The following is a 22,748-nucleotide window of genomic DNA, read 5'->3' on the forward strand; positions in this document are numbered from 1 at the left end:
TCAGGCATCCTCCTCTTCCAGTGTTTCCAGCTGCCGCTGTGCCAGATACAGGCGGCTGTAAGCCCCCTGCCGGGCCAGCAATTCGGCGTGGGTGCCCTGCTCGATCACACGGCCATTGCTCATTGCATAGATGCAGTCGCTGTGCACCACGTTTGCCAGACGGTGGGAGATCAGGATAATCGTCTTTTTTCCGGCCAGACTGTGGATGGCCTGCATGATGTCGTTCTCGCTCTCGGCATCCACGTTGGAGGTAGCCTCGTCGAAGAGGTAGATGGGCGTATCATGCAGCAGAGCCCGCGCCATGGCAAGGCGCTGGCGCTGGCCGCCGGAAAGATTGCTGCCGCCCTCATGCAGAGCGGTCTGCAGGCCGTTCTGGCTGCGGCAGAAATCGGCCAGATTCACCTGTTCCAATGCCGCCCAGAGCTGTGCCTCGTCCGCGTCCGGCTTTGCCATGCGCAGGTTGCTCTCCACCGTACCTTTGAAGATGGCGGCGTTGTGGGGCACCAGCGTCAGGGTGCGCAGACGCTGTTCCTGCTGCAGCTCCTGCACCGGCACGCCGCCCAGCGTCACGCTGCCGGTATAGCCGGTGCGGCTGCCGGACAGCAGCGCCGCAATGGTGCTTTTGCCGCAGCCACTCTCACCCACCAGCGAGACAAAGCTGCCCTGTGGAATGGTAAAGGAGACATCGTTCAGGATGGTGCGGTCCTTCTCGTAGCCAAAGGTGACATGCTCAAGCTTCAGAGTCGTATTCTCTCCGGGCACGCGGTCACCATCGGCAGGCTCTTCCGCTGCCAGAAGCTTGAAGATCTTCTCTGCCGAAGCGGCACCGTTCATGGCAATGTGGAAGTAGCTGCCCAGCAGCCGCAGCGGCAGGAAAAAGTCCGCCGCCAGCAGCACGATGGTCAATGTGGCGGTCAGGGTCAGCCGGCCTGCCGCAAACGCAGCCACCGCGCTGATGATGCCAAGGCCCGCACCGCCGTAAGCCATCAGGTCCATCAGTGTCACCGAGTTCAGCTGCATGGTGAGCACCTTCATGGTGATCCTGCGGAAGCGCTCGGCCTGCGCATTCATCTGCTTATGCTTCCAGCCGTCGGCCTGATAAATTTTCAGGGTGGTCAGGCCCTGAATGTTCTCAAGGAAGCTGTCGCCAAGGGTGGTGTATTCGCCCCAGTAGTTTGCCAGCAGCTTTTTGGCAAACTTCTGCACTGCCACAATGGACATGGGGATCAGCGGCACGCAGCACAGCAGGATGATGGCTGACCGTGCGTGTACACCCACCAGCAGCACAAACAGGGTAACGGGTGCCAGCAGGCTGTAAAACAGCTGCGGCAGGTATTTTGCAAAGTAGGTGTCGATCTGCTCCACACCTTCGCTGGCCAGCATCACCACCTCGCTGGTGGCCGCCGTCTCGGTGTAGTTGGGGCCAAGGCGGGCAAGCTTTGCGTAGATGCTGCTGCGCAGGGTGCGCTTGACATCCTTGGAAGCCTGATCGCTCATGGCCGATGCCAGCATGGTAAAGGCAAAGCGCATGGGCACCGTGGCAAGGCAGAGCACAAGGTTCTGCCACAGCTGTGCACTGGTCAGGCTGCCCGCAAAGGCTGCGCCCACCAGCTGGGCAATGGCCCGCACAAAGATCACGTTGCACAGCATCCCCAGCCATTGGAAAGCCACATTGGCTCCCACATACCGCAGCGCACCGCGGTCAAAGGACAGCAATTTTTTGTTGATCACTGGGCTTTCTCCGTTTCTGCTTTTTCTGCATCACTGCCAAACAGACGCTCATATTCGCCGGTAAAGATGCGCTCCGGCAGTGCACTGGTCATGGCAAGGGCAGCGGTAAAGCGCTCTTCTTCGCTCAGCGGCTCACTGACCGGTGGGAAATGGGTCAGGATCGTTTTCAGCTCCCGATCCACCTGTTTTGCCACCCAGATGCCCCGGTCTGTCATATAGATCTTGCCGTAGTGCTCCTTTACGATCATGCCGCGCTCCATGAGCAGATTCATGATACGCACCACCGAGGGCTTGGTCACGCCAAGCTTTTCGGCAATGCTGCGGGAGCTGATATCCAGATGGGTCTGTGAGACTTCGTAGATCGCCAGCAGATAGCGCAGATGCGCCGACGTAAGTTCCATCCCGATCACTCTCTTTCGTTCTGAATTTCCAATGTTATCCAAAGCTAACTTTTTGTTTTTGAAAAAAGGGCGCGAGCCGAAACTTCCAGCCCGCGCCCTTTGCGGATCATTTCAATGCTCAGTGACAGCCGCTGCAACCGCTGCAGCTGCCATTGCAGCCGCCTTCGCCGCAGCCGCTGCACCCACTGCAGCCGCCGCCATGCTTGTGGGAGTGCCATGTGATCCAGCCCACACCGCCAAACACGATGACTGCCACAATGATCGTGGGCAGATTAAAATTTGCAGCGAGGAATTCCATCATACAAAACACACCCTTTCACAATGTCATGCGGTTCGATCAGATCTTGGTCACGTCGATTTTGACCTCGTTGTCGCCAACATACTTGTTGGGACGGACCAGCAGGTAGATGAAGCCAACCAGAACAACAGCAGCCACGATGGTGAAGAAGTTGAAGCCAATCTCACCGGTGATCAGGCCGCCCAGCTGGTACACCACCAGAGCGGCGCAGTAAGCCAGAGCGCACATATAACCAATGGCGATGGCGGTCCACTTGCCGTTGTTCATCTCGCGCTTGATGGCGCCCATAGCAGCGAAGCAGGGAGCGCACAGCAGGTTGAAGATCATGAAGGCGTAAGCCGACAGAGCGGTGTAGTCCTGCGCAACAGCAGCCCAGATCTCATCGCCGTTCTCAGACAGCTCGCCGCCGAAGTGATACAGAACACCGAAGGTACCAACCACGTTCTCCTTTGCGATCAGGCCGGAGACGGAAGCGACAGTTGCACGCCAGTTGCCGAAGCCCAGAGGTGCAAAGATCCATGCGACCTTGGTAGCGATCGCAGCCAGCACGGAGTTGTCTTGATCCTCGACCATGCCGAAGACACCGTTCTCGAAGCCGAAGCCCTGCAGGAACCACAGCACAACGGTAGCGGCCAGAATGACGGAGCCTGCGCGCTTGATGAAGGACCAGCCGCGCTCCCAGGTTGCACGGAACACGTTGCCCCATGCAGGCACATGGTATGCGGGCAGCTCCATCACGAAGGGAGCGGGATCACCTGCGAAGAGCTTGGTCTTCTTCAGGATCACGCCGGAGCAGATGATGGCAGCCATGCCAATGAAGTAAGCAGAGACAGCCACCAGAGAAGAACCGCCGAACATCGCACCTGCGATGAGACCGATGATGGGCATCTTTGCGCCGCAGGGGATGAAGCAGGTGGTCATGATGGTCATGCGGCGGTCGCGCTCGTTCTCGATGGTACGGGAAGCCATAACACCGGGCACGCCGCAGCCGGTACCGACCAGCACGGGGATGAAGCTTTTACCAGACAGGCCGAACTTGCGGAAGATACGGTCCATGATGAAGGCGACACGGGACATATAGCCCACATCCTCCAGAATGGACAGCAGGAAGAACAACACCAGCATCTGGGGAACGAAGCCCAGAACCGCGCCGACACCGGCAACGATGCCGTCCATGATCAGGCCGTACAGCCAGCCTGCCACGCCGATGCTCTCCAGAAAACCGCCCAGAGCACCCGGCACGATCTCACCGAACAGGACATCGTTGGTCCAGTCGGTGGCAAAGGTACCAATGGCCCAGCCGCCGTCTGCAATGGAGGTGCCCATGGACAGGGAGTACATCAGGAACATGACCAGTGCGAAGATGGGCAGAGCCAGAATACGGTTGGTCACGATCTGGTCGATCTTATCGGAAACGGTCAGGTGCTCCACGCGGGCCTTTTTCTTAACAGCTTTGCCCACGACGGTGTTGATATATGCATAGCGCTGGTTGGTGATGATGCTCTCAGCGTCATCGTCCATCTCAGCTTCGCAGTCCTTGATGTGCTGGTCGATGTGGTCGCTCAGGCTCTTGTCGAGCTTCAGCTCGTCCATGACCTTCTCGTCGCGCTCGAACAGCTTGACGGCATACCAGCGCAGGAAGCGGTCATCCACCTTGCCCTGAATGGACTCTTCGATGTGGGCAATGGCGTGCTCCACGCTGCCGGTGAACACATGGGGCAGCTCAGCAGCCTTGGTAGCCTTTGCAGCAGCCACAGCAGCCTTTGCAGCAGCCTCGGTGCCCTCGCCCTTCAGTGCGCTGATCTCCACCGCCTGACAGCCCAGCTCTGCGCTCAGCTTCTTCAGGTCGATCTTATCACCGTTCTTGCGCACCAGATCGATCATGTTCACAGCCATGACCACTGGGATGCCCAGCTCGATCAGCTGGGTGGTCAGGTACAGGTTACGCTCAATGTTGGTACCATCGATGATGTTCAGGATGGCATCGGGCTTCTCCTTGACCAGATAAGTACGGGAAACCACTTCTTCCAGCGTGTACGGAGACAGCGAGTAGATACCGGGCAAGTCCTGAATGATAACATCCTTATCGCCCTTCAGCTTGCCTTCCTTCTTTTCCACCGTAACGCCGGGCCAGTTGCCGACATACTGGTTGGAGCCGGTCAGATTGTTGAACAGGGTCGTTTTACCGCAGTTCGGGTTGCCGGCAAGTGCAATTTTAATGCTCATTGCTTAATCCTTCCTCCCTTTGGGATCAGACTACTTCGATCATTTCAGCATCGGCCTTGCGCACGCTCAGCTCGTAGTTGCGCACGGTCAGCTCCATGGGGTCGCCCAGAGGTGCCACCTTGCGGACATAGATCTCAACACCCTTGGTGATGCCCATGTCCATGATGCGGCGCTTGACCGGACCTTCACCGTGCAGCTTTGCCACAGTAGCGGTCTCGCCGACCTTTACGTCTTTCAGAGTTTTCATACTTAACCATCCTCCTCTGCTTGTCTTTATAGAGAGACTATTCCAGTTTCGGAGCAGCTCCCAAACAGCGCCGGGGCACTGTTCAGCCAATCATGATACGGTTTGCCATGGTCTTGTCCAGCGCGATGCGGCTCTCCTTGACCTGAATGATCAGGTTGCCTGCGATCTCGTTGACGACCGTTACCTCACTGTCCACCACAAAACCCAGCTCTGCCAGATGCAGCCGGATCTCGTCCTTGCCGGTGATCTTTTTGATGGTGACGGTCTCCCCTGCTTTTGCCATTGTCAAAGGCATCATACTTCCGCTTCCCTTCCTGTTTGAATCTGGGATATCGCTGCGGTTAGTCAGCCGCAACTACCAACGTGGATAGTTTACGCCCACTAACCTTTTATGTCAATAGTTTTTTCATAATTAAAAGTTAGTTCATATGAACAAACAATTTTTCTGCCCGATTTTTTCCGTTTTTTCACCACAATCAACAACAACTAACTCAAATTATTGAATCAAAGTTAGCCATTGTTTACATTTTCTTGTTCTTTTTGGACAGCATCTTGTAAACTATCACAAAGCTTTTTCTCTGACCTGCTGTGCTCTTTTGCTGCAAATGACACAGCCGCGCGGTACAGTGGTCAGTCTGCACCGCGCGGCCGCGTGTCAAAAGGAGGATTTCTTTCCCGCCGGTGCGTGGACACCAGCAGGTGCCAGGATAAAAAGAGAGTATTTGAAAAGAGAATGACAAATTTTAAGCCGCCACGGCAAGGCGGAGAATGGGTGTTCCGCTGTGGAACAGCCGCAGATAGACTGCTGTACACTTGCTCAGCTGGTCAAAATGCTTCTGCGCTGCATCCGGGTCGCCGTAGGACTTCCAGCAGCCGCAGCAGGTAAAGTTCTTGCCGCGGTTCTCGATAAAGCCCACAACATCGCCCAGCGGATAGCCAAGGAACACCCCGATCTCATGCGGAAATTCTGCCGAACAGCACAGCTTGCGGGAAAGCTGAGTGAGCATATTGCCCACATCCGGTGCTTCGCCCGCTTCCGGCAGGCGGTAGCCCTCCTGCCGCAGAAAGCTCTGCACCTTTTTATCTGCCAGCACGGCAGCCAGCTTGCTTTCGCGGTAGACATACACAAGATACCGGTGGTTGAGCACGCAGCCCTTGAGCACCCGCACACGCAGGCCCTTGGGGTTCAGCTGAGTGTTCCAGTTTTTCACCCGGCGCGCAAGGTCGGCGCAGTCGCGGGTCTCATAGCGGAACAGGCCTGCCGGTTTCAGGCTTGCCAGCACCGGGGCACACTGTTCGATCATGACCGTTTCAAAATTACGCTCCATGTCTGCGCCCTCCCGCCTTGTTTCTCCGGGCTATTGTTCCCCGGATGCGCCGTGGTTATAAGTTAGATATTTCTAACCCCGATTCCAAAAAAGAAGCAGCTTTGCGCGGAGCATTCAAGGCTTCGGCCTGCCGATCTGTTTCTTGCGGTTAGTTACTTCTAACGTGACTGTATCTTACCACAGCGGTGGGCCGTTGTCAACACTTTTCTTGAAAAAAGTTATTCGTGACAAACCGCAGTTTTCTCCGCCTCGCTTTTTGTGCATTCTACCGTTTTGAGATACGGTATGGTATAATAAGGAAAACTCTCTCAGGCGCTAACGCGCCAGCTCCCCCGAAGGGGGAGCTCTTTATAGAGTCAGCGCATTCAAAAGCTCTCTCCTTCGGGAGAGCTGGCATTGCGCAGCAATGACTGAGAGGGTTCTATCTTATAAAAGGAGCACGCATCCATGCCACAGAACATTGCACCGCCGGGCCTGATCTCCCTTCTTGCCGCCGCACTGGCACAGCAGCCCACAAAGCCGCTGGTGCTGGCGCTGGATGGCCGCTGCGGCAGCGGCAAGACCACCCTTGCGAATACGCTGGCCCGGCAGTTCCCGGCCAGCATCACCCTGCACACCGATGATTTTTACCTGCCGCCTGCACAGCGCATCCGCGGCTGGGAGAAAACGCCCTGCGCCAATATGGACCTTGACCGCCTGCGGGACGAAGCCCTGCGCCCAGCCTACGAGGGCCAGCCGGTGCAGTACCGTGCCTATTCCTGCCGCGAGGGTGCGTACCTGCCCGCGCGGGAGCTGGCCGCGCAGCCGCTGGTGATTTTGGAGGGCAGCTACAGCCACCACCCGCTGCTGACCGGCTGCGAAACGCTGCGGGTGTTCCTGACCTGCGCAAAAGAAGAGCAGACCCACCGCCTGCAGGCGCGGGAGGGGGAGCGATATGCCAATTTTGCCGCCCGGTGGGTGCCGCTGGAGGAGGGCTATTTTGCCCAGTACCACATTGCGGAGACGGCGGATTTTGTGGTAGACACCACCCAAGGCGGGACGATTTGAAATGGCTTCCGCGCCGCCGGCAAGACCAAGGTGCCATATAGCAAAGCGGAAGAACACCCCTTGAACCAAACAAAGCCGGACAGCTTGCGGGCTGTCCGGCTTTTGGTTTTGCTTGGTTTACAGGCTGTTACTTATTCTTGTACATATCCTGATAGTAGTTCTGGTAATCACCGCTGGTGACATGGTCCATCCACTCCTGATGGTTCAGGTACCAGTCAATGGTCAGCACGATGCCCTTTTCAAAGGGGGTCTCGGGGTACCAGCCCAGATCGTTCTTGATCTTGGTGGGGTCGATGCCATAGCGGCGGTCGTGGCCCAGACGGTCGGCCACATGCTTGATGAGATCCTCGCTGATGCCCTCGTCCTGCAGACGGTCGTGCAGCTGGTTGATGATGGTCTTGACGATGAAGATGTTGGGGCGCTCGTTGTGGCCACCCACGTTGTACACCTCACCGATCTTGCCGCCGTTGGCTACCATATCGATGGCCTTGCAGTGATCTTCCACATACAGCCAGTCGCGGATCTGCATACCGTCGCCGTAGACGGGCAGCTGCTTGTGGTGCTTGACGTTGTTGATCATCAGGGGGATCAGCTTCTCCGGGAACTGGTAGGGGCCGTAGTTGTTGGAGCAGCGGGTGATGTTCACCGGCATGCCGTAGGTATCGTGGAATGCCATAACGAACATATCGGCGCTGGCCTTGGAGGAAGAATAGGGGCTGTGGGGGCACAGGGGGGTGGTCTCCATAAAGAAGCCGTCCGCACCCAGTGCACCGTACACCTCATCGGTGGACACCTGCAGGTACTTCTTGCCCTCTTTCCAAGTCTTGGCATCGGCATCATACCATGCTTCCTTGGCGCGCTGCAGCAGGTTGACGGTGCCCATCACGTTGCTCTGCACAAAAATTTCGGGGTTCTTGATGGAGCGGTCCACGTGGCTCTCGGCGGCAAAGTTGATGACGTAATCGAAATCGTACTTCTGGAACAGGCCTTCCACCAGCTCCTTGTCGCAGATATCGCCCTGCACGAATACATGGCGGGGGTCGCCCTCCACATCCTTCAGGTTTTCCAGATTGCCGGCGTAGGTCAGCTTATCCAGATTGACCAGCAGGATCTCCGGGTATTTCTTGAGCATATAATGCACAAAGTTGGAGCCAATAAAACCGGCGCAGCCGGTGATCAGATAGGTTTTCATAGGTTCAATTTCCTCTTTTCAGTCTTTCATCCCGTTGTCGCCGTCCCAGTGGGCGAAGAAGCAGGCCAGAGCGTCTCTCCAGTCGCGCACATCGTTGCCCACGGTGCAGCGCAGCATCCGGTTGTCCAGTGCGCTCCACTTGGGGCGGTCGGCGCTTTCCGGGTGCTTTGCCTTGTATTCCTCGCTGGTGCAGGGTGCCACAGCGGCATCCACGCCGGACAGGCGGATGATCTCGGACGCAAAATCATACCACGAGCAGATGCCCTCGCCGGTGCAGTGATACAGGCCGTACTCGTGGGTCACGCACAGCTGTAGGATCTCGTGGGCCAGATCCACCGCGTTGGTGGGGTTGCCGCACTGGTCATTGACCACTTCCAGCTTGCCAAACTTCTTACCTGCGTTCACGATGGTCTTGACGAAGTTCTTGCCGTAGTAGCTGTAGAGCCACGCGGTGCGCACGATGAAGTGACGGTGGCAGAACTGCTCCACATACTTTTCGCCCATGAGCTTGGTAGAGCCATAGGCGCTGATGGGGCCGGGAATGGTGGCTTCGTCCTGTGCAACGCCGCCGTTCTCACGGCCGGAGAACACATAATCGGTGGAGACGTGTACCAGTCGTGCACCGGTCTTTTCCGCTGCCTGTGCCAGATTGCGGGGGCCGAGGGCGTTTGCCTTGAAGGCGGCATCATGGTTCACTTCGCAGCCGTCCACATTGGTGTAGGCAGCGCAGTTGATGATGACATCCGGGCGGTTGCGGCGGATGAACTCGTCCACCATTTTGTAGTTGGAGATATCCAGATCCGGCAGGTCCACGGCGATCACCGTGGCATTGAGCAGCTTTTCGGGGATGGGGCCGATCTCGCTGCGGCCTTCGCGCAGCTGCTTGAGGATCTCGGTGCCCAGCTGACCCTTGCAGCCGGTAACAATGATTTTCATATGGGTATGCCTCTCTTTTGCTTAATAGCGCAGCTTGCCGTCTGCAACGTTCTTCAGGTGCTGGCCGTAAGGACTCTTGCCGTAGCGCTCAGCGCTTTCCAGCAGGGTGTCGCGGTCGATCCAGCCGTACTTGAAGGCGATCTCTTCCGGCGCACTGATCTTGATGCCCTGGCGCTTCTCGATCATGCGCACAAAATCGGCTGCTTCCACCAGACTGTCCATGGTGCCGGTGTCCAGCCATGCAAAACCGCGGCCCAGCAGCTGAACATCCAGCTCGTCCTTCTTCAGATACATGTCGTTCAGGGTGGTGATCTCCAGCTCGCCGCGGGCAGAGGGCTTGACCTGCTTTGCCATCTTCACGACCTCTTTGTTATAGAAGTACAGGCCGGTGATGGCGTAGTTGGACTTGGGATGCTGAGGCTTTTCCTCCACGCTGAGCACCTTGCCGTCCTTGTCGAACTCCACGATGCCAAAGCGTTCCGGATCCTGCACATAGTAGCCAAACACGGTGCAGCGGCCTTTGTTTTCCGCATTGGCAGCGGCGGTCTTGAGGATCTTGGAGAAGCCGTTGCCGTAGAAGATGTTATCGCCCAGGATCATGGCGCAGCAGTCGTCGCCAATGAACTCTTCGCCCAGAATGAAGGCCTGTGCCAGACCGTCCGGAGAGGGCTGAACTTTATACTGCAGATGGATGCCGTACTGGCTGCCATCACCCAGCAGCGCCTCAAAGCGAGGCGTATCGGTCGGGGTGGAGATGATCAGGATGTCCTGAATGCCTGCCAGCATCAGCGTGGACAGGGGGTAATAGATCATCGGCTTGTCGTAGACCGGCAGCAGCTGCTTGCTGGTGACCATAGTCAGCGGGTAAAGCCGGGTGCCGGCACCGCCGGCAAGAATGATACCTTTCATATTTGTGCACTCCTTTAAAATAGATTGAAAAGTTGTGCAGCTGTACGCCGCCCAGATGGGAGACCGCCCGGATGACGTATGGATTCAAAGCGGAGCTGCGTCCGCTGTAAACAAATTCAGGAGCCGCTCCCCCCCTGCCCAAAATGGCAAAATGGGAATAGCAGTTCACTTTATTTTACTATCAAATCACACAAAAAGCAAGAAAGAACGGCTTTTCCGAAAAATTTTCCGGAAAAGCCGTTCTGAAACTCCTTCAATCTCGCATTTGTTCCGCCCAAAAGGCCCCCTCTCCGAGGGGGCTGGCAATGCCGCAGGCATTGACTGGGGGAGTTACCACGCAAAGCCCCACTTGGAGAAATAGCGCAGCAGGCTGCGCAGCTGCCACAAAAAGGGCTTCAGGCTGCGGTGCGCCGCGCGGTGCCATGCATGGATGGCGGTGTACTGGGGCACCAGATACGCTTTGCCCCGGGTGCGCATCTTCTGGGTGAGGTCGGCGTCCTCCACATACATGAAGTAGTCCTCATCAAAGCCGCCCACGGCCTTGAAGGCTGCGGTATCCACCGCTGAGAAGCTGCCGGTGCAGAACTCGATCTCGGTGGGTTTTGTCAGGTCTTTGTCCGCCATGAGATAGCGCTCGTTGTACTTTGCCCAGAATTTCAGGCAGGGCAGCTGGCGGTATACCATGGCCCGCACACTGCACCGGCGCAGCGGCAGACGCTGGGGCCGCCCGTCCGGGAAGGTGAGCGCGGGCCGCGCCATCACCACGCCGGGGTGCTGTGCCATCCAGTCCGCAAGGTCACTCAGCGTATCCGCAGTGAGCTGGATATCCGGGTTCAGGATAAAGTGCACCCGGCTTTGCAGCAGGCTGAGCACCGTGTTGTGGCCGGTGCCAAAGCCGCCGTTCTCTGTGCGGCAGAGCACCTCCACCTTCTGGTCCTTGCGGATGTGCAGGGTGCCGTCCTTCGCAGCCTTGGCAAGGCACTGGCCGCTGCCGTCCGGGCTGGCGTTGTCCACCAGATACAGTGTCAGCGGGTGGCGGCGGGTGCAGTCCAGCACGGTCTGTGCCGCCCTGAGCGCTTCATCCGCGCCGTTATAAACTACAATACAAGCAGAAAGTTCCATGTCGTTCACTCCAGCGGTTTGATGTCAAAGCTGAAGTCCTCTTTCATCAGGTCAAAGTTCGGGTTCATGCAGGGGTCGCCTGCGGCCAGCTGCTTTGCCCACCGCTTCTGGAAGCGCTCCACCTCCGAGATGAAGCGCTTGCGCTTGACCGGGTTCTCGTCCAGACCGCGGCTCTTGCTCTCGTAGTGGTACAGCTGTGCAAACGGAGTGAACACGTTGGTATAGCCCGCTTCACGCACGCGCACGCAGAAGTCCACGTCGTTGAAGGCCACAGCAAAGCTCTCGTCCAGACCGTTCACCTGCTCGTAGACGCTCCTGCGCACCATCAGGCAGGCGGCAGTGACCGCATACACATCCTGTGCATAGACCAGACGTCCCATATAGCCGGGGTGGCCCACCGGGAAGTTCTTGTGCATGTGGGCCGCAAGGGTCAAAAAGCCGAAGCCGATGCCCGCGTGCTGGATAGTGTTGTCCGGATAAAGCAGCTTTGCGCCCACGCAGCCCACACGGTCCTGCTGGGCGTACATGAGCATTTCTTCGATCCAGCGCGGAGAAATGACCTCGGTATCGTTGTTGAGCAGCAGCAGATATTCGCCGGTGGCTTCCTTTGCGCCAAAGTTGTTCAGGGCGCTGTAGTTGAAGCCGGTGCCCTGCCATGTGATCACCTTCAGGTTCTTGTGCTCCTTCTGCAGCTTTTCATAGCAGCGGAAGGTGGCAGGCTCCCTGCTGTTGTTCTCGATGACGATGATCTCAAGATCCTCATAGGTGCTCCTGCGGTAGATGGACTCCACGCAGGTGCGCAGGTCGGAAGAATGGTCGCAGCTGGGGATCAGGATGCTGACCCGGCCCGGCTTTGTGATGGTATAGTCCGTCTTATAGAAGCCCGGCGTACCCGGGATCATGGAAACTTCATCCACCGGCACACCCACACGCTCGTAGTGGGCATACAGGGCCTTGACCGCAGCTTCCAGACAGTAGGTCTTGGCCGAAATGTTGCTTGCCACGCTGGTGGGGCTGGAGCGCCAGTAGTACAGCAGGTGCGGGATATGCACGATCTTGTGCGCCTTTTCGGTCAGGCGCAGGTAGAGGTCATAGTCCTGACTGCCGTTGTAGGCTGCACGCTCATCGCCGCCCACAGCGGCCAGCAGCTTTGCGCTGAACACGCTCAGGTGGCAGATATAGTTGTTGGAGCGCAGATTATCCAGCATATAATCCGGCTTGAAATGGTAAACGGTCAGATGGTCGATGTCGCCCTCAAAGGTCACTTCATCCGTATACACAAAGTCTGCGCCCTGTTCGGCAATGGCCTGTGCCACGTACCACAGAGCACAGGGGTGCAGGATATCATCGTGGTCCAGCAGGGCGATGAACTCGCCCGTTGCCAGCGCAAAGCCCTGATTGGTGTTGCCCGCAATGCCCTCGTTCTTTTCCAGCTTCTGGTAGCGGATGCGGGGGTCTTCCGCAGCACGGGCTGCTACGGTCTGGCCCACCGTCTCGTCCTGTCCGGCATCCACAAGGCACAGCTCCCAGTTCTGATAGGTCTGGTTCTGCACCGAGTCCAGCAGCTCCACCAGAAACTGCTGCGGCGTATTGTACAGCGGCACCACGATGCTGATGCGCGGCGCGGCGGGCTGGTCGGCCGCCTGCCTTACCAGCAGCTCTGCGCTGGCAAAGCGGTCGGCGCGCATGGTCCTGCCCGGGAACAGCTTCGCATATTCCTTTTTGGCCTTTGCCTGCGCACGCACGCCGGAAATGCCCACCCGGCGCAGCTGGCCCAGAAAGACGAACGGCGGGAAGGTGTGTGCCAGCTGACGACCCTTGCTGACAAAGTAGCGCAGCGGCCAGCTCATCTTCCAGAAAGTAGAGCTGGTCACATTGTTCAGTGTCTTTTCCAGATCCTGCTCATGGCTGCGGCTCAGCGAAAGATCGCTGCGCAGGCGTTCCAGCTGAGCCGTCTGCTCTTCGCCAGTGCGCTCGGCCTGCTGCATCCGCTCTCGCAGATCGTCCAGCGTCATCTCGTAGCCTGCCAGCAGCTGCTGTGCATCCTGCACAGCGGCGCTGCGGCAGAACAGCGCGGTCTGCTGGGCTTTGCCGCGGTTCTTCCACTCAAAATCCCGGTACAGGCCCTGTGCGGCCAACTGCTTTGCACAGTCAGCCATGGCCGATGCATCGGTGCATACCAGCAGCACCTGTGCACACTGCAGTGCGGGCAGATCCACCCATTCCGGGTCCTCCACCACCAGCAGGGCAGCGGTGCCCTGCTCTGCATTCTCCGGCAGCAGCTGTGCGCCGGCCTTTTCCAGTGCTTCGGCCAGTGCGCCGCTGCCGCCCAGCACCTGAATGCTGGCAGGGGTCAGCTCCCGCACGATGCGCTGCGCCAGTGCACGGCAGCGCTCGGCCTGTCGTTTGGTTTCTTTTTCCTGATCCATTCCGATCTCCGCTCCTATGGAACTTTTTTATCTTAAAATGATCTCTCAAAAAATCACACGATTTATAGTATACCAAATCCGGCATGATTTGAGAAGGTTTTGCGCGCATTTCTTTGCAGTTTTCCACTGCTTACCAGTGGAACAGGCTGTGCAGCCAGCCAAAGAACCCACCGCCGGAGCTGCCGGAAGTGGAAATGCTCACACCCGTGTAGTAGTGGCTCAGGATCTCCCGGTAGCCCATGCCCTGCTCCTGTGCGTAACCCACAGCACCGCACTGGCTCATGCCCACGCCATGGCCAAAGCCGTAATAGGTCATGCAGGGGGTACCGCTTTCGTCCGCGCCAAAGTCGAAGCAGTAGCGGGAGGAAACGAACTGGCCGATATAGCGGTAGCTGCGGCCATTGGAAACAAAGGTGTTGTACTGCACAAAGCCGCCCAGATCCTTGTGGGTGGTGTCGGCGCTGACGTAGGGCTCGCCGGTGCGGCTGTCGTTATACTCTTTATAGGTATAGTCTTTTCCGATGACCCGGCGCAGCTTGTTGTGGTACTGCTCCTCGTAGGGGCTTTCTACGCTCTGCAGATACGGCACATCGGTGCCCCATGCGTCCCGGCTGGAGCAGGTGCCGTACACGCCGGTCTGGGTGTTATAGCCCGCACTGGCCGACCACACGGCGTCGCAGACGCTGCCGTTGTAGGTAAGGATCTCATTTTTCACCGGTTCCACCGCACTGCGGATGGCTTCCCGTGCCGAGGACGGGATCTGGTCCACCGGAGTGTAGATGAGCGCATTGGAAGAGGAGCCGTACTGCTTGTGGTATTCCAGATAGGAATGGATGGCCACCGCCTGCGCCTTCCACGCCTGCTGGGCGGCGCTGGCGCTGACATAGCTGCCAATGGAGCCAAGCTCCGTGTAGGTAATGCCCACAAGGCAGTCCACAAGGTTCAGCGTGACATTGCGCTGCAGGCCTTTTCCCTTGATGTTGAGGTAAGGCATGGTGATGGTATCACTGGTGCCAAAGAGCCATGCAAGGCAGTTTTCCTCCTCGGCAGGGATCAAGGTCGTGTCCGCGCCACCCATAGTGGTGGCTGCCGAAGCCGCCGGGACCAGCACGCAAACGCACAGCGCTGCTGCCAGCACAAACGCCGCCGCGCGGCGCACAAACCGATGCAGATGTTTCAAAAGTGATCTCCTCCTGTTTTTTGCAGATTTCTGACCGTGTTTTTTACAGTGTAACACAGCCTGCGCCTGCGGGCAAGGACTGGACTTTCGTTTTCACATCTGGACAAAGAAGAAACCGGAGGGCCTTTCCCGTTCGGGCTGCTCTCCGGTCTGATTTATAAGGTCTCCGGCCGACGACGCATGGCATCGTCGATCTCGTTCTCGATCTCCCGCAGGCAGTCCAGCAGCACCGGATTGAACGCCCCGGCCTCGCCGGTGCAAAGCATCTGCACTGCAGCCGCGCAGGGTACCGGCGGCTGGCTTCCGCTGCCAGTGGTCAGCGTTTCGTAGGCATCCGCAAGGCCGACCACCTGTGCCGCAATGGGGATCTGTTCGCCAACCAGCTGGTCCGGGTAGCCGCTGCCGTCGTACCGCTCGTGGTGCCAGCGGCAGATCTGATAGGCTACCCGCACAAAATCTTCGTCGCGGTAGGCATCCAGCTCTTCCAGCATCCGTGCACCCAGCAGGGTATGCTGGCGCATGGTTTCTTCATCCTCCGGCGTGCGCGGCTCCGGGCTGTTCAGGACCTGTTCCCCGATCTCCATTTTGCCAATGTCGTGCAGCACCGAGGCCATGCTGATGGTACGACGCATCTCCTGCGTCAGGGGGTAAGTCTCGGTCTTTTGCACCAGATGGTCCAGCAGCATTCCGGTCAGGGTGCTGATGTGCTGCACATGGGTGCGGCTCTCGCCGTTGCGGCGCTCCACCACCCGGCTCAGAATGCCGATCATCATTTGGCTGCGCTTTTCCTTTTGCGACACCTGATCCGCCACCATGGCGCTCAGGCGGCGCTGCTTTGCATACATGCGGATGGTGTTGGTAATGCGCTGATACACCACCCTTGCATCAAAGGGGCGGCTGATATAATCGGACGCACCCAGATCAAAGGCGCGGCGCACCGTGTCCACATTGTCCTCGCTGGAGATCATGATGACCGGGATCTCTTCCAGCATTCCGCGCTGGCTCATGGCTTCCAGCACGGTAAAGCCGTCAATGCCGGTCATGTGGATATCCAGCAGCACAACGGAGATGCCGGTGGGGTTCTGTTCCAGCAGGCGCAGGCAGTCCTCGCCGGAAGCCGCTTCGGCAGTGTCGAACTGGCTGTTCAGCATCTGGCTGAGCAGCATCCGGTTCATGGCCGAGTCGTCCACGATGAGCACACTCTGGCGGCTGTGGGTGGGCTGCAGGGCGTGCGGCTCCGGCTGACGCTCGGTGATCACGGTGTTTTTCTGGATGCGTGCATAGTGCATCAGTCGTTCCGCGTGCTGCACCGCATCGTCCACATTTTCGTCGTCGATCCACACGCCGCCAATGCTGGCCGACATGCGGATGCGGGAGTAGCCCGGCACGCTGGCCGCCTGCAGCTGCAGACGGATCTGTTCCAGACGCGGGCTGAGCTGTTCCTGCCGGATGTCCGGTAGCAGCAAAAGCAGCCTGCCGCCGTCGTAGCGGATCAGGCGGTCTTTTTCCGAAAGGCCGCGCCGGATGGTGCTTACCGCCGTTTCCAGCACGCTGTTGCCTGCACCGGAGCCGTAAACATCGTTGGAGAACTTCAGATCGTCCATATCCAGCATCGCCACACCGGCGGTAATGCTGCGATAGCGGTAGTTCTCATCATAATAGGTGCGGTTGTAGGCACCGGTCAGCGGGTCGCGGTAGCGCTTTTCCCGCTCGTCGGTAATGCTGTTGAGCAGCCGCTCACCGTTTTCCGGGTCCAGCAGAACGCTGCGGTCGATCTTGCGGGTCAGCTCCAGCACACAGAGTTGGCCATCCACCTGCACACAGCTGGCCGTGATCTCGTACAGTTCCTGCCCAAAGTATTCCAGCCTTGTTTTCCGGGTGTTCTTTTCCAGCGCCTGCCTTGCCACGCAGTTTTCACACGGACGGCTGCGCCGCCACTGGGCATAGCAGGGCGCGCTGCCCTTTTTGCCGCCCTGCACCTCGTCCGCCTTCATCAGGCGCACTGTCATGAACACCTTGCGGAGCTGGCGCATTTCCTCTTCCATCTGCTGGCGTGTTCTGCTTTTTTTGCTCATCATCGCATATCCCCCGCTGCAAAACCGCGCGTTTTGGGCCGCACGGCATTCCTTCACGAATAACATTATACTATTTTTTACCAGAATACGTCAATCTTCACCCCTTGCAGCCCGCAGTGCGGAATGTGTCGTTTTGATCCTGTAAAATCAACGTAAGCTCTTTATTTTTGTCAAATTTCCTCATCAGACACCGTACTGTGCCGCACAAAGCGACGCAAATTGGGGAGTGCAGTTTTCCGGCCGTCTGCTGCCCGCTCTGCCCGGGAACAGTCCACGTGTTTCCGCCGGAAACTCAGTCTTGATTTTGTGCGCAGAATCCGCTATAATAGTAATGTTCTTTTGAATTGCATATCAGCCGGTGTGTCGGAATGGCAGACGAGGGGGACTCAAAATCCGCTTCGTGATTTTTCTTGTCTGTACGAGAAATTCACGATTGTGCGTTGAATTTTGAAGGTTTGTCGAAGCAGGATTTCTTACATCCCTCCTGAACATCCCTCCAATCTTCAGAAACCGGTACGAATGTCTCAAAATTGAATATCAGCCGATGTGGCGGAATGGCAGACGCAAACGACTCAAAATCGTTCGGGAAACCATGTGGGTTCGAGTCCCACCATCGGCACTTCATCATAAAACAGCTTAGGATCGAAAGATTTTAGGCTGTTTTTCTTTTTTGCCCATTTTTTATACTTTGGCGTTTTCTGGGAAGATATTGACGATTGCATTCGCCGAAGATACCTTACTGGAGAAATCCAGATGTGTATAAATGTTGCTTGTCGTGCTGATGTCGCTGTGCCCCAGCCACTCCTGAATCTCCTTCAGGCTCACGCCATTGGCATAGAGCAGACTGGCGCAGCTATGCCCTTACGGTATAATTACGACAAGCCGGAAAAGCCCCGTATATCAAGGGTTTTCGGTTATCTGGCAAGGTTTTTCATCCTTTTCCAAACCGAAAAATCGAGCCGCGAGGTAGTTATTTCGTAGGGGGTGTTATAGTAACGACAAAAATAAAATACCGTTTGGGCGGGCTGTCAGCCCGTCCAAAAAATCAGGTCATTTCCTCTGCAAAGAAGAAATGTCTTTTTTGTACCCAAAATCAGATGCCGACAGGAGGAACACAATGCCTGAAAAAACCGTGCAGAAGGAACCGGGCAAAAAGCCCGCGCCATCCAAAAAGCCGAAACCGCAGCAGGAAGTAGTTGTTCAGATTTCGCTCTCTGAGCTGCATCCGTTCCCGGATCACCCCTTTCAGGTGCGGGAGGATGCGTCCATGCAGGAAACCGCCGAAAGCGTCAAGGAATACGGCGTCCTCGTCCCCGCGCTGGCACGGCCACGGGAGGACGGCGGTTATGAGCTGATTGCAGGCCACCGCCGCAAACACGCCTGTGAGCTGGCGGGGCTGGCCACCATGCCCGTCATTGTCCGCGACATTGACCGGGACGCTGCCACCATTATCATGGTGGACAGCAACCTCCAGCGAGAGAATATCCTGCCCTCCGAACGCGCCAAAGCCTACAAGATGAAGATGGAGGCCATCAAGCGGCAGGGCGCACGAACGGATCTGACTTCGCCGAAAATTTCGGCGAAGTTCCGCAGCGATGATGAAGTCGGTCAGGATGCCGGTGTGAGCGGAGACACCATCCGCAACTACATCGCTCTGACACAGTTAGTCCCAGAGCTTCAGCAGATGGTGGACGAGAAGAAGATCGCCCTCAGTCCCGCTTATCAGATCGCGGCGCTGACTCCCAAAGAGCAGGGCTTGCTTTTGGAAACCATCGACAGCGAACAGGCCACCCCCTCGCTCTCGCAGGCACAGCGGATGAAAAAGCTCAGTCAGAGCGGCGAACTGAACGAGGACACCATGCTCTCCATTATGATGGAGCAGAAGAAACCGGAGAAAAACGACATTACCCTCTCCGGTGAAAAGCTCCGCAAATACTTCCCGCGTTCCTATACCCCGTTCCAGATTGAGAACACCATTTTCAAATTACTGGACGCATGGCAGAAAAAGCGCCAGCGCGACCAGAGCCGTTGAGCGGACAAGCAGTTTGTCCGCTATTTTCATGCCAAAAGGAGGACGCCATGTATATCAACACGTTCAAATACACGCCCAAAGATGTGAACTGCCAGCTCTGTACCGAGTATGTGAAAAAGCTGGGCTGTACCGCCCTGCGCTGCCCGTGGCTGGCCGAGCGCATCGAGGCCGGTGTGGTCGGCTACCGCGAGGTCGTCATGGAAACATTCCCCCGCGACCGCCGTCTGTCCCCGCGCCTGAACCTGCTGATCAAGCACTATCCCGGAAGCCTTTGGAGCAACGAGCAGCATGAGCGCCGAATGCAGTATCAGTGCGCCGTGCAGGGCTACCGCCGCCGCAGGGATACCAACGCCTATTATGCGGCCATGTACCTGCTGACCTCTAATGACGACATTTACCGCCGCACGGCAAACTGCTTCTGCAAGGACGGGATCGAGTTCGGCTATGCGGTGTTGAAAAACACTTCGCCGCACAACTACGCACTGTTCATGGCGGCGCGCGACCTCTGCGACAAGACGGAGGCCGTCACGATGGCGGACTTGGCGGAACCGGAGGTCATTGACCCGGAGGCGCTGCGCCTGATCGTCAACGCCACTCTGATCGCCCGCTACGGGCTTGCCGCCTTTCAGATCAGAGCGCGAGGTGCCGAATATGAACGCTGATGATTTTGTCGGCGGGCACAGCATCCTTGCGCTGGAGCGCTTTATGGACGAAACCCGCCACATGATTATTTTTGATGTCCTGTCATGGAAATCTCCTGTGGGTGAAAAGGGCGAACGGCTGCGGCTGTTCCTCTCCGACGTGGGATATGCCAAGGCGCAGGCATCCGAGAGGCGCGGAGAAATCAAAATCCGCAAACACGCCGCCGTCATTGAGGGGCATATCCTTCCTGACCGGAAAAAGCGGCGTCACTAAAATGATTGGAGGAATTACCACGAACAGAGTAACAGAGCTGGAAAAAGCGCTGACCACGCTGTTCCGCAAGGGTACGGAGGTCGGCTACACGGAAACGGAGATCGACGAGTTTCTGGAAAACATCGACTATCACGCCCTGCTGCAAGCCGTTTGGAACAAGGCTGAAACGGTCTATGCCTACCGCGCAGACGGCAAAAATGCGCTGAGCTTGGACTATCGCAGCTCGGAGCTGTTCAAGCAGCGAGCGACGCTTCTCTATGAGGACGTAGGCGACAGCTATATCGGCGCGGTGTTTGCTGCCCGGTCGATGGAGCTGTGGCTGCTGGAGGATATGGGCTTCGCCGTCGTTGCCAAATTCAGCGTGAACGCCGGAGAAGGCGAATACGTCACCGAGTATCGCGTCTACAAGGGCAGCGATTGGGCAGACAGCGAGATTTCTCTGGATTTGGAGGACTTGGTGGCCGAGCTTGCCGCCCTGTGCGATCCCTACTACGAACACGAGCAGCCCATCTATGAGCTGTAATGTGGGAAAGGAGTGAAAACGGAGCGGCTTCCCCATGCGGGAAACCATTCAGAACGCAAACGGCAAGCAGTTTCACGCCGTCAGCCTGTCCGGGGGTAAGGACAGTACCGCCATGCTGCTTTTGATGATCGAACAGGATATGCCCATCGACATGGTGCTGTCAGCGGACACCGGCATGGAGTTCCCGGAAATGTATGAACACCTTGCCAAACTGGACGAGCATCTTTTCCGGGAGCGCGGCATCCATATCACTACGCTGCGGCATCCCAAGGGCTTTGAATACCTGATGTTCGACGAACCCAAGCAGAAGCCCCGCAGTCTGGAAAACCGTGCAAAGCTGGGCATCCCGCCCTACGGCAACGGCTGGCCGGGAATCCGCGTCCGCTGGTGTACCGGGCAGCTCAAAACGCACCTCATCACCAAGGAGGTCAACCGGCTCAAAGGCGAGCTGGGCGCGATCCACTATGTCGGTATCGCCGCCGATGAAGCGTGGCGCTGCAAGGATGAGCGGTATCCCCTCGTGGAATGGGGCATCACGGAGGCGCAGGCGCTCCAAGCCTGTTACGACCGTGGCTTTGACTTCGGCAGGCTGTATGAGATTTACCACCGTGCGTCCTGCTGGTGCTGCCCGTTCCAGCGTATCGACGAGCTGCGGAAGCTGCGAAAGCATCACCCGGAGCTGTGGAAAAAGCTGCTGGAGCTGGATCGCCGTGCGCTGGCGCAGTTCGGCACCGGCCCGCTGGGACAGTTCAAGCAGAACTGGAGCGTAAAGCGGCTGGATACGCGGTTTGGCGAGGAGGACGGCCAAACAGGTTGACTGCCCTGCGGAAAGGATTGAAGCAATATGGCTGTATTTCGCGTTGAACGGACGCGGGATTACACGGTGATGTGCAACCATCACCTGAAAGACAGCAATCTTTCCCTGAAAGCCAAGGGGCTGCTCTCCATGATGCTCTCCCTCCCCGACGAGTGGAATTACACCACGCGGGGGCTGGCTGCGATCTGCAAGGAGGGCGTGGACGCCATCGGGAAAACGCTCAAGGAGCTGGAGCTGGCGGGCTACATCATCCGCCGTCAGCTTCGCGGCAAGGACGGGCGCATTTCCGACACGGAGTACACCATCTTCGAGAAGCCCCGAAAGCCCTCTCCACCGGATACGACTTTACCAGATACGGAAAACCCGTATCTGGATAACCCGGATACGGAGGCATCGGATACGGATAATCCCGCGCAATTAAATACTAAGAAATCTAATACTCAAAAATCAAATACTGATCTATCAAGCACTCATTCATTCTTTCTGCCTGCGGCGGACGGAATGACGGACGGATTTGAGAAAAAAGCGGAGATCAGAGAGCAAATCGAATACGACATTCTCTGTCAGCAGTATGACCGGATGCAGCTTGATGAGCTGGTGGAGATTATGCTGGAGGTCGCTATGAACCGCAGCCCCACGGTCAAGATCGGGCGGGATGCGGAGTATCCCACTGGCTTCGTCCAACAGCGCTTTGAAAAGATCACCTCCATGCACATCGAAAAGGTCATGGACGGTATCCGCGAGAACACCACCCGCGTCTGGAACACGAAAGCCTATCTCATGGCGGCGCTGTTCAACTCTGTTTCCACCATCGACAACCACTATGCCATGCTGGTCAATCACGATTTTCACGGCGGCCCCTAAAGGCCGTCATTTTTCATGCCCGATTCCGGGAGAAAGGATTTGATACCGATGAAACGCCCCCTTGCCTACATCACCGCTCCGTGGAGCGAGAATGAGTTTGAGAACACCGAAAATGCCGCCAAGTATTGCAGGGCGGTCTATGACGCGGGCTTTTCGCCCGTCTGCCCCGCGCTGTTTTTGCCGCTGTTCCTGCGCGATGAGATTCCGCAGGAGCACAAGGACTGTATCGACATGGCGCGGGAGTATCTGCGCCGCGCTCGTGTGCTGGTGGTTTGCGGCAGCACCGTGGATGAAAGCGTGAAAAACGACATCGCCGTGGCCGAGCGTCTGCGGATCACCGCCACCACGCTGGACGGCATCCTGACCGTCAAGGGACAGGGGCGCAGAAATGAATGAGCATCTTCTGCACCGGCTGGTGGTACCGCCTTAGTGTCCCGGCATTCTCCCTGCAAATCGGAGGAAAGGAGCGTGATAAG

At 57.4% G+C, this 22,748-nt stretch carries 22 protein-coding genes, 1 tRNA gene and 1 pseudogene; 9 read left to right on the forward strand and 15 right to left on the reverse strand.

Translation table 11 applies throughout. The annotated features are described in order from the left end of the window. From ACGHP1_RS11065 to ACGHP1_RS11095, 7 genes are all read right to left on the reverse strand, one after another. Positions 1-1,731: an ABC transporter ATP-binding protein/permease gene (locus ACGHP1_RS11065; protein WP_390509425.1), complete on the reverse strand. Its 1,731-nt coding sequence runs from the start codon at positions 1,729-1,731 to the stop codon at positions 1-3. Further along, a complete protein-coding gene (locus ACGHP1_RS11070; RefSeq protein ID WP_005944549.1) occupies positions 1,728-2,132 on the reverse strand; it encodes a metal-dependent transcriptional regulator in 405 nt (134 codons plus the stop codon). Before ACGHP1_RS11070 ends, ACGHP1_RS11065 begins: the two co-directional genes overlap by 4 nt. Positions 2,133-2,250: 118 nt before the next feature. Continuing rightward, positions 2,251-2,433: a FeoB-associated Cys-rich membrane protein gene (locus ACGHP1_RS11075; protein WP_044954063.1), complete on the reverse strand. Its 183-nt coding sequence runs from the start codon at positions 2,431-2,433 to the stop codon at positions 2,251-2,253. 36 nt (positions 2,434-2,469) lie between these two features. Then, positions 2,470-4,656 carry a ferrous iron transport protein B gene (gene feoB, locus ACGHP1_RS11080; protein WP_390509427.1) on the reverse strand — a complete coding sequence of 729 codons (2,187 nt, stop codon included), beginning with the start codon at positions 4,654-4,656 and terminating at the stop codon, positions 2,470-2,472. A 25-nt stretch (positions 4,657-4,681) separates the two neighbouring features. Next, positions 4,682-4,903 carry a FeoA family protein gene (locus tag ACGHP1_RS11085; RefSeq protein ID WP_005944554.1) on the reverse strand — a complete coding sequence of 74 codons (222 nt, stop codon included), beginning with the start codon at positions 4,901-4,903 and terminating at the stop codon, positions 4,682-4,684. Positions 4,904-4,985: 82 nt separating this feature from the next. Next, the gene (locus ACGHP1_RS11090) at positions 4,986-5,201 is read right to left on the reverse strand and encodes a FeoA family protein (RefSeq protein WP_005944556.1); all 216 of its coding nucleotides are present in this window, start codon (positions 5,199-5,201) and stop codon (positions 4,986-4,988) included. A 445-nt stretch (positions 5,202-5,646) separates the two neighbouring features. Next, on the reverse strand, positions 5,647-6,231 hold the full coding sequence (locus ACGHP1_RS11095) for a DUF3793 family protein (RefSeq protein ID WP_371290508.1): 585 nt from the start codon (positions 6,229-6,231) through the stop codon (positions 5,647-5,649). Positions 6,232-6,678: 447 nt separating this feature from the next. On the opposite strand from ACGHP1_RS11095, the gene ACGHP1_RS11100 reads away from it, so the two are divergent. Continuing rightward, entirely contained in the window at positions 6,679-7,278 is a 600-nt protein-coding gene (locus ACGHP1_RS11100) for a uridine kinase (RefSeq protein WP_390509430.1), read from the forward strand. A 127-nt stretch (positions 7,279-7,405) separates the two neighbouring features. Here ACGHP1_RS11100 and rfbB read toward each other — a convergent pair whose 3' ends face one another. The 7 genes from rfbB to ACGHP1_RS11135 form a co-directional block, all read right to left on the reverse strand. Continuing rightward, the gene (gene rfbB / locus ACGHP1_RS11105) at positions 7,406-8,470 is read right to left on the reverse strand and encodes a dTDP-glucose 4,6-dehydratase (RefSeq protein WP_097776439.1); all 1,065 of its coding nucleotides are present in this window, start codon (positions 8,468-8,470) and stop codon (positions 7,406-7,408) included. A gap of 18 nt (positions 8,471-8,488) precedes the next feature. Beyond that, the gene (gene rfbD, locus ACGHP1_RS11110; RefSeq protein ID WP_097775168.1) at positions 8,489-9,406 is read right to left on the reverse strand and encodes a dTDP-4-dehydrorhamnose reductase; all 918 of its coding nucleotides are present in this window, start codon (positions 9,404-9,406) and stop codon (positions 8,489-8,491) included. A 21-nt stretch (positions 9,407-9,427) separates the two neighbouring features. Continuing rightward, positions 9,428-10,315: a glucose-1-phosphate thymidylyltransferase RfbA gene (gene rfbA / locus ACGHP1_RS11115; protein ID WP_005944568.1), complete on the reverse strand. Its 888-nt coding sequence runs from the start codon at positions 10,313-10,315 to the stop codon at positions 9,428-9,430. A 330-nt stretch (positions 10,316-10,645) separates the two neighbouring features. After that, positions 10,646-11,437 (reverse strand): glycosyltransferase, encoded by a 792-nt coding sequence (locus tag ACGHP1_RS11120; RefSeq protein WP_390509433.1) that lies wholly within the window; start codon positions 11,435-11,437, stop codon positions 10,646-10,648. 5 nt (positions 11,438-11,442) lie between these two features. Beyond that, positions 11,443-13,866, reverse strand: coding sequence for a glycosyltransferase family 2 protein (locus ACGHP1_RS11125; RefSeq protein ID WP_097775165.1), 2,424 nt, complete (start codon positions 13,864-13,866; stop codon positions 11,443-11,445). Positions 13,867-13,996: 130 nt separating this feature from the next. Beyond that, a complete protein-coding gene (locus ACGHP1_RS11130) occupies positions 13,997-15,046 on the reverse strand; it encodes a SpoIID/LytB domain-containing protein (protein ID WP_390509435.1) in 1,050 nt (349 codons plus the stop codon). A gap of 155 nt (positions 15,047-15,201) precedes the next feature. Continuing rightward, a complete protein-coding gene (locus ACGHP1_RS11135) occupies positions 15,202-17,124 on the reverse strand; it encodes an HD domain-containing phosphohydrolase (protein WP_223388964.1) in 1,923 nt (640 codons plus the stop codon). A gap of 537 nt (positions 17,125-17,661) precedes the next feature. On the opposite strand from ACGHP1_RS11135, the gene ACGHP1_RS11140 reads away from it, so the two are divergent. Then, a tRNA-Leu gene (locus tag ACGHP1_RS11140) sits at positions 17,662-17,740 on the forward strand. Between the two features lie 62 nt (positions 17,741-17,802). On the opposite strand, the pseudogene ACGHP1_RS11145 reads toward ACGHP1_RS11140, so the two are convergent. Next, a pseudogene (locus ACGHP1_RS11145) lies at positions 17,803-17,979 on the reverse strand (tyrosine-type recombinase/integrase); the annotation flags it as partial. A gap of 259 nt (positions 17,980-18,238) precedes the next feature. On the opposite strand from ACGHP1_RS11145, the gene ACGHP1_RS11150 reads away from it, so the two are divergent. The 7 genes from ACGHP1_RS11150 to ACGHP1_RS11180 are packed head-to-tail and all read left to right on the forward strand — an operon-like array spanning position 18,239 to position 22,668. Further along, complete coding sequence (locus tag ACGHP1_RS11150) at positions 18,239-19,153, forward strand: ParB/RepB/Spo0J family partition protein (RefSeq protein WP_215688594.1); 915 nt, start codon at positions 18,239-18,241, stop codon at positions 19,151-19,153. Between the two features lie 47 nt (positions 19,154-19,200). After that, a complete protein-coding gene (locus tag ACGHP1_RS11155) occupies positions 19,201-19,815 on the forward strand; it encodes a hypothetical protein (RefSeq protein WP_390509438.1) in 615 nt (204 codons plus the stop codon). Then, positions 19,805-20,068 carry a DUF5720 family protein gene (locus ACGHP1_RS11160; protein ID WP_021633188.1) on the forward strand — a complete coding sequence of 88 codons (264 nt, stop codon included), beginning with the start codon at positions 19,805-19,807 and terminating at the stop codon, positions 20,066-20,068. Before ACGHP1_RS11155 ends, ACGHP1_RS11160 begins: the two co-directional genes overlap by 11 nt. 1 nt (position 20,069) lies before the next feature. Further along, entirely contained in the window at positions 20,070-20,591 is a 522-nt protein-coding gene (locus ACGHP1_RS11165) for a hypothetical protein (protein ID WP_390509440.1), read from the forward strand. Between the two features lie 34 nt (positions 20,592-20,625). Further along, the gene (locus ACGHP1_RS11170) at positions 20,626-21,408 is read left to right on the forward strand and encodes a phosphoadenosine phosphosulfate reductase family protein (RefSeq protein ID WP_390509441.1); all 783 of its coding nucleotides are present in this window, start codon (positions 20,626-20,628) and stop codon (positions 21,406-21,408) included. A 27-nt stretch (positions 21,409-21,435) separates the two neighbouring features. Continuing rightward, entirely contained in the window at positions 21,436-22,272 is an 837-nt protein-coding gene (locus tag ACGHP1_RS11175; protein WP_390509442.1) for a DUF6017 domain-containing protein, read from the forward strand. 48 nt (positions 22,273-22,320) lie between these two features. Then, positions 22,321-22,668, forward strand: coding sequence for a hypothetical protein (locus ACGHP1_RS11180; protein ID WP_370864155.1), 348 nt, complete (start codon positions 22,321-22,323; stop codon positions 22,666-22,668). The last annotated feature ends 80 nt before the right edge of the window (positions 22,669-22,748 follow it).

Origin of the sequence: Faecalibacterium sp. i21-0019-B1, from assembly GCF_042852915.1 — a bacterium.
GTDB classification, from domain to species: Bacteria; Bacillota; Clostridia; order Oscillospirales; family Ruminococcaceae; genus Faecalibacterium; species Faecalibacterium taiwanense.

Coding starts and splice junctions, on each gene's coding strand:
- rfbB (WP_097776439.1), bottom strand. CDS start 8,470: ATGAAAACCTATCTGATCACCGGCTGCGCCGGTTTTATTGGCTCCAAC.
- ACGHP1_RS11120 (WP_390509433.1), bottom strand. CDS start 11,437: ATGGAACTTTCTGCTTGTATTGTAGTTTATAACGGCGCGGATGAAGCG.
- ACGHP1_RS11150 (WP_215688594.1), top strand. CDS start 18,239: ATGCCTGAAAAAACCGTGCAGAAGGAACCGGGCAAAAAGCCCGCGCCA.
- ACGHP1_RS11155 (WP_390509438.1), top strand. CDS start 19,201: ATGTATATCAACACGTTCAAATACACGCCCAAAGATGTGAACTGCCAG.
- ACGHP1_RS11135 (WP_223388964.1), bottom strand. CDS start 17,124: ATGATGAGCAAAAAAAGCAGAACACGCCAGCAGATGGAAGAGGAAATG.
- ACGHP1_RS11100 (WP_390509430.1), top strand. CDS start 6,679: ATGCCACAGAACATTGCACCGCCGGGCCTGATCTCCCTTCTTGCCGCC.
- ACGHP1_RS11070 (WP_005944549.1), bottom strand. CDS start 2,132: ATGGAACTTACGTCGGCGCATCTGCGCTATCTGCTGGCGATCTACGAA.
- ACGHP1_RS11165 (WP_390509440.1), top strand. CDS start 20,070: ATGATTGGAGGAATTACCACGAACAGAGTAACAGAGCTGGAAAAAGCG.
- ACGHP1_RS11085 (WP_005944554.1), bottom strand. CDS start 4,903: ATGAAAACTCTGAAAGACGTAAAGGTCGGCGAGACCGCTACTGTGGCA.
- rfbD (WP_097775168.1), bottom strand. CDS start 9,406: ATGAAAATCATTGTTACCGGCTGCAAGGGTCAGCTGGGCACCGAGATC.
- ACGHP1_RS11075 (WP_044954063.1), bottom strand. CDS start 2,433: ATGATGGAATTCCTCGCTGCAAATTTTAATCTGCCCACGATCATTGTG.
- ACGHP1_RS11090 (WP_005944556.1), bottom strand. CDS start 5,201: ATGATGCCTTTGACAATGGCAAAAGCAGGGGAGACCGTCACCATCAAA.
- ACGHP1_RS11095 (WP_371290508.1), bottom strand. CDS start 6,231: ATGGAGCGTAATTTTGAAACGGTCATGATCGAACAGTGTGCCCCGGTG.
- ACGHP1_RS11125 (WP_097775165.1), bottom strand. CDS start 13,866: ATGGATCAGGAAAAAGAAACCAAACGACAGGCCGAGCGCTGCCGTGCA.
- ACGHP1_RS11180 (WP_370864155.1), top strand. CDS start 22,321: ATGAAACGCCCCCTTGCCTACATCACCGCTCCGTGGAGCGAGAATGAG.
- ACGHP1_RS11175 (WP_390509442.1), top strand. CDS start 21,436: ATGGCTGTATTTCGCGTTGAACGGACGCGGGATTACACGGTGATGTGC.
- rfbA (WP_005944568.1), bottom strand. CDS start 10,315: ATGAAAGGTATCATTCTTGCCGGCGGTGCCGGCACCCGGCTTTACCCG.
- feoB (WP_390509427.1), bottom strand. CDS start 4,656: ATGAGCATTAAAATTGCACTTGCCGGCAACCCGAACTGCGGTAAAACG.
- ACGHP1_RS11170 (WP_390509441.1), top strand. CDS start 20,626: ATGCGGGAAACCATTCAGAACGCAAACGGCAAGCAGTTTCACGCCGTC.
- ACGHP1_RS11160 (WP_021633188.1), top strand. CDS start 19,805: ATGAACGCTGATGATTTTGTCGGCGGGCACAGCATCCTTGCGCTGGAG.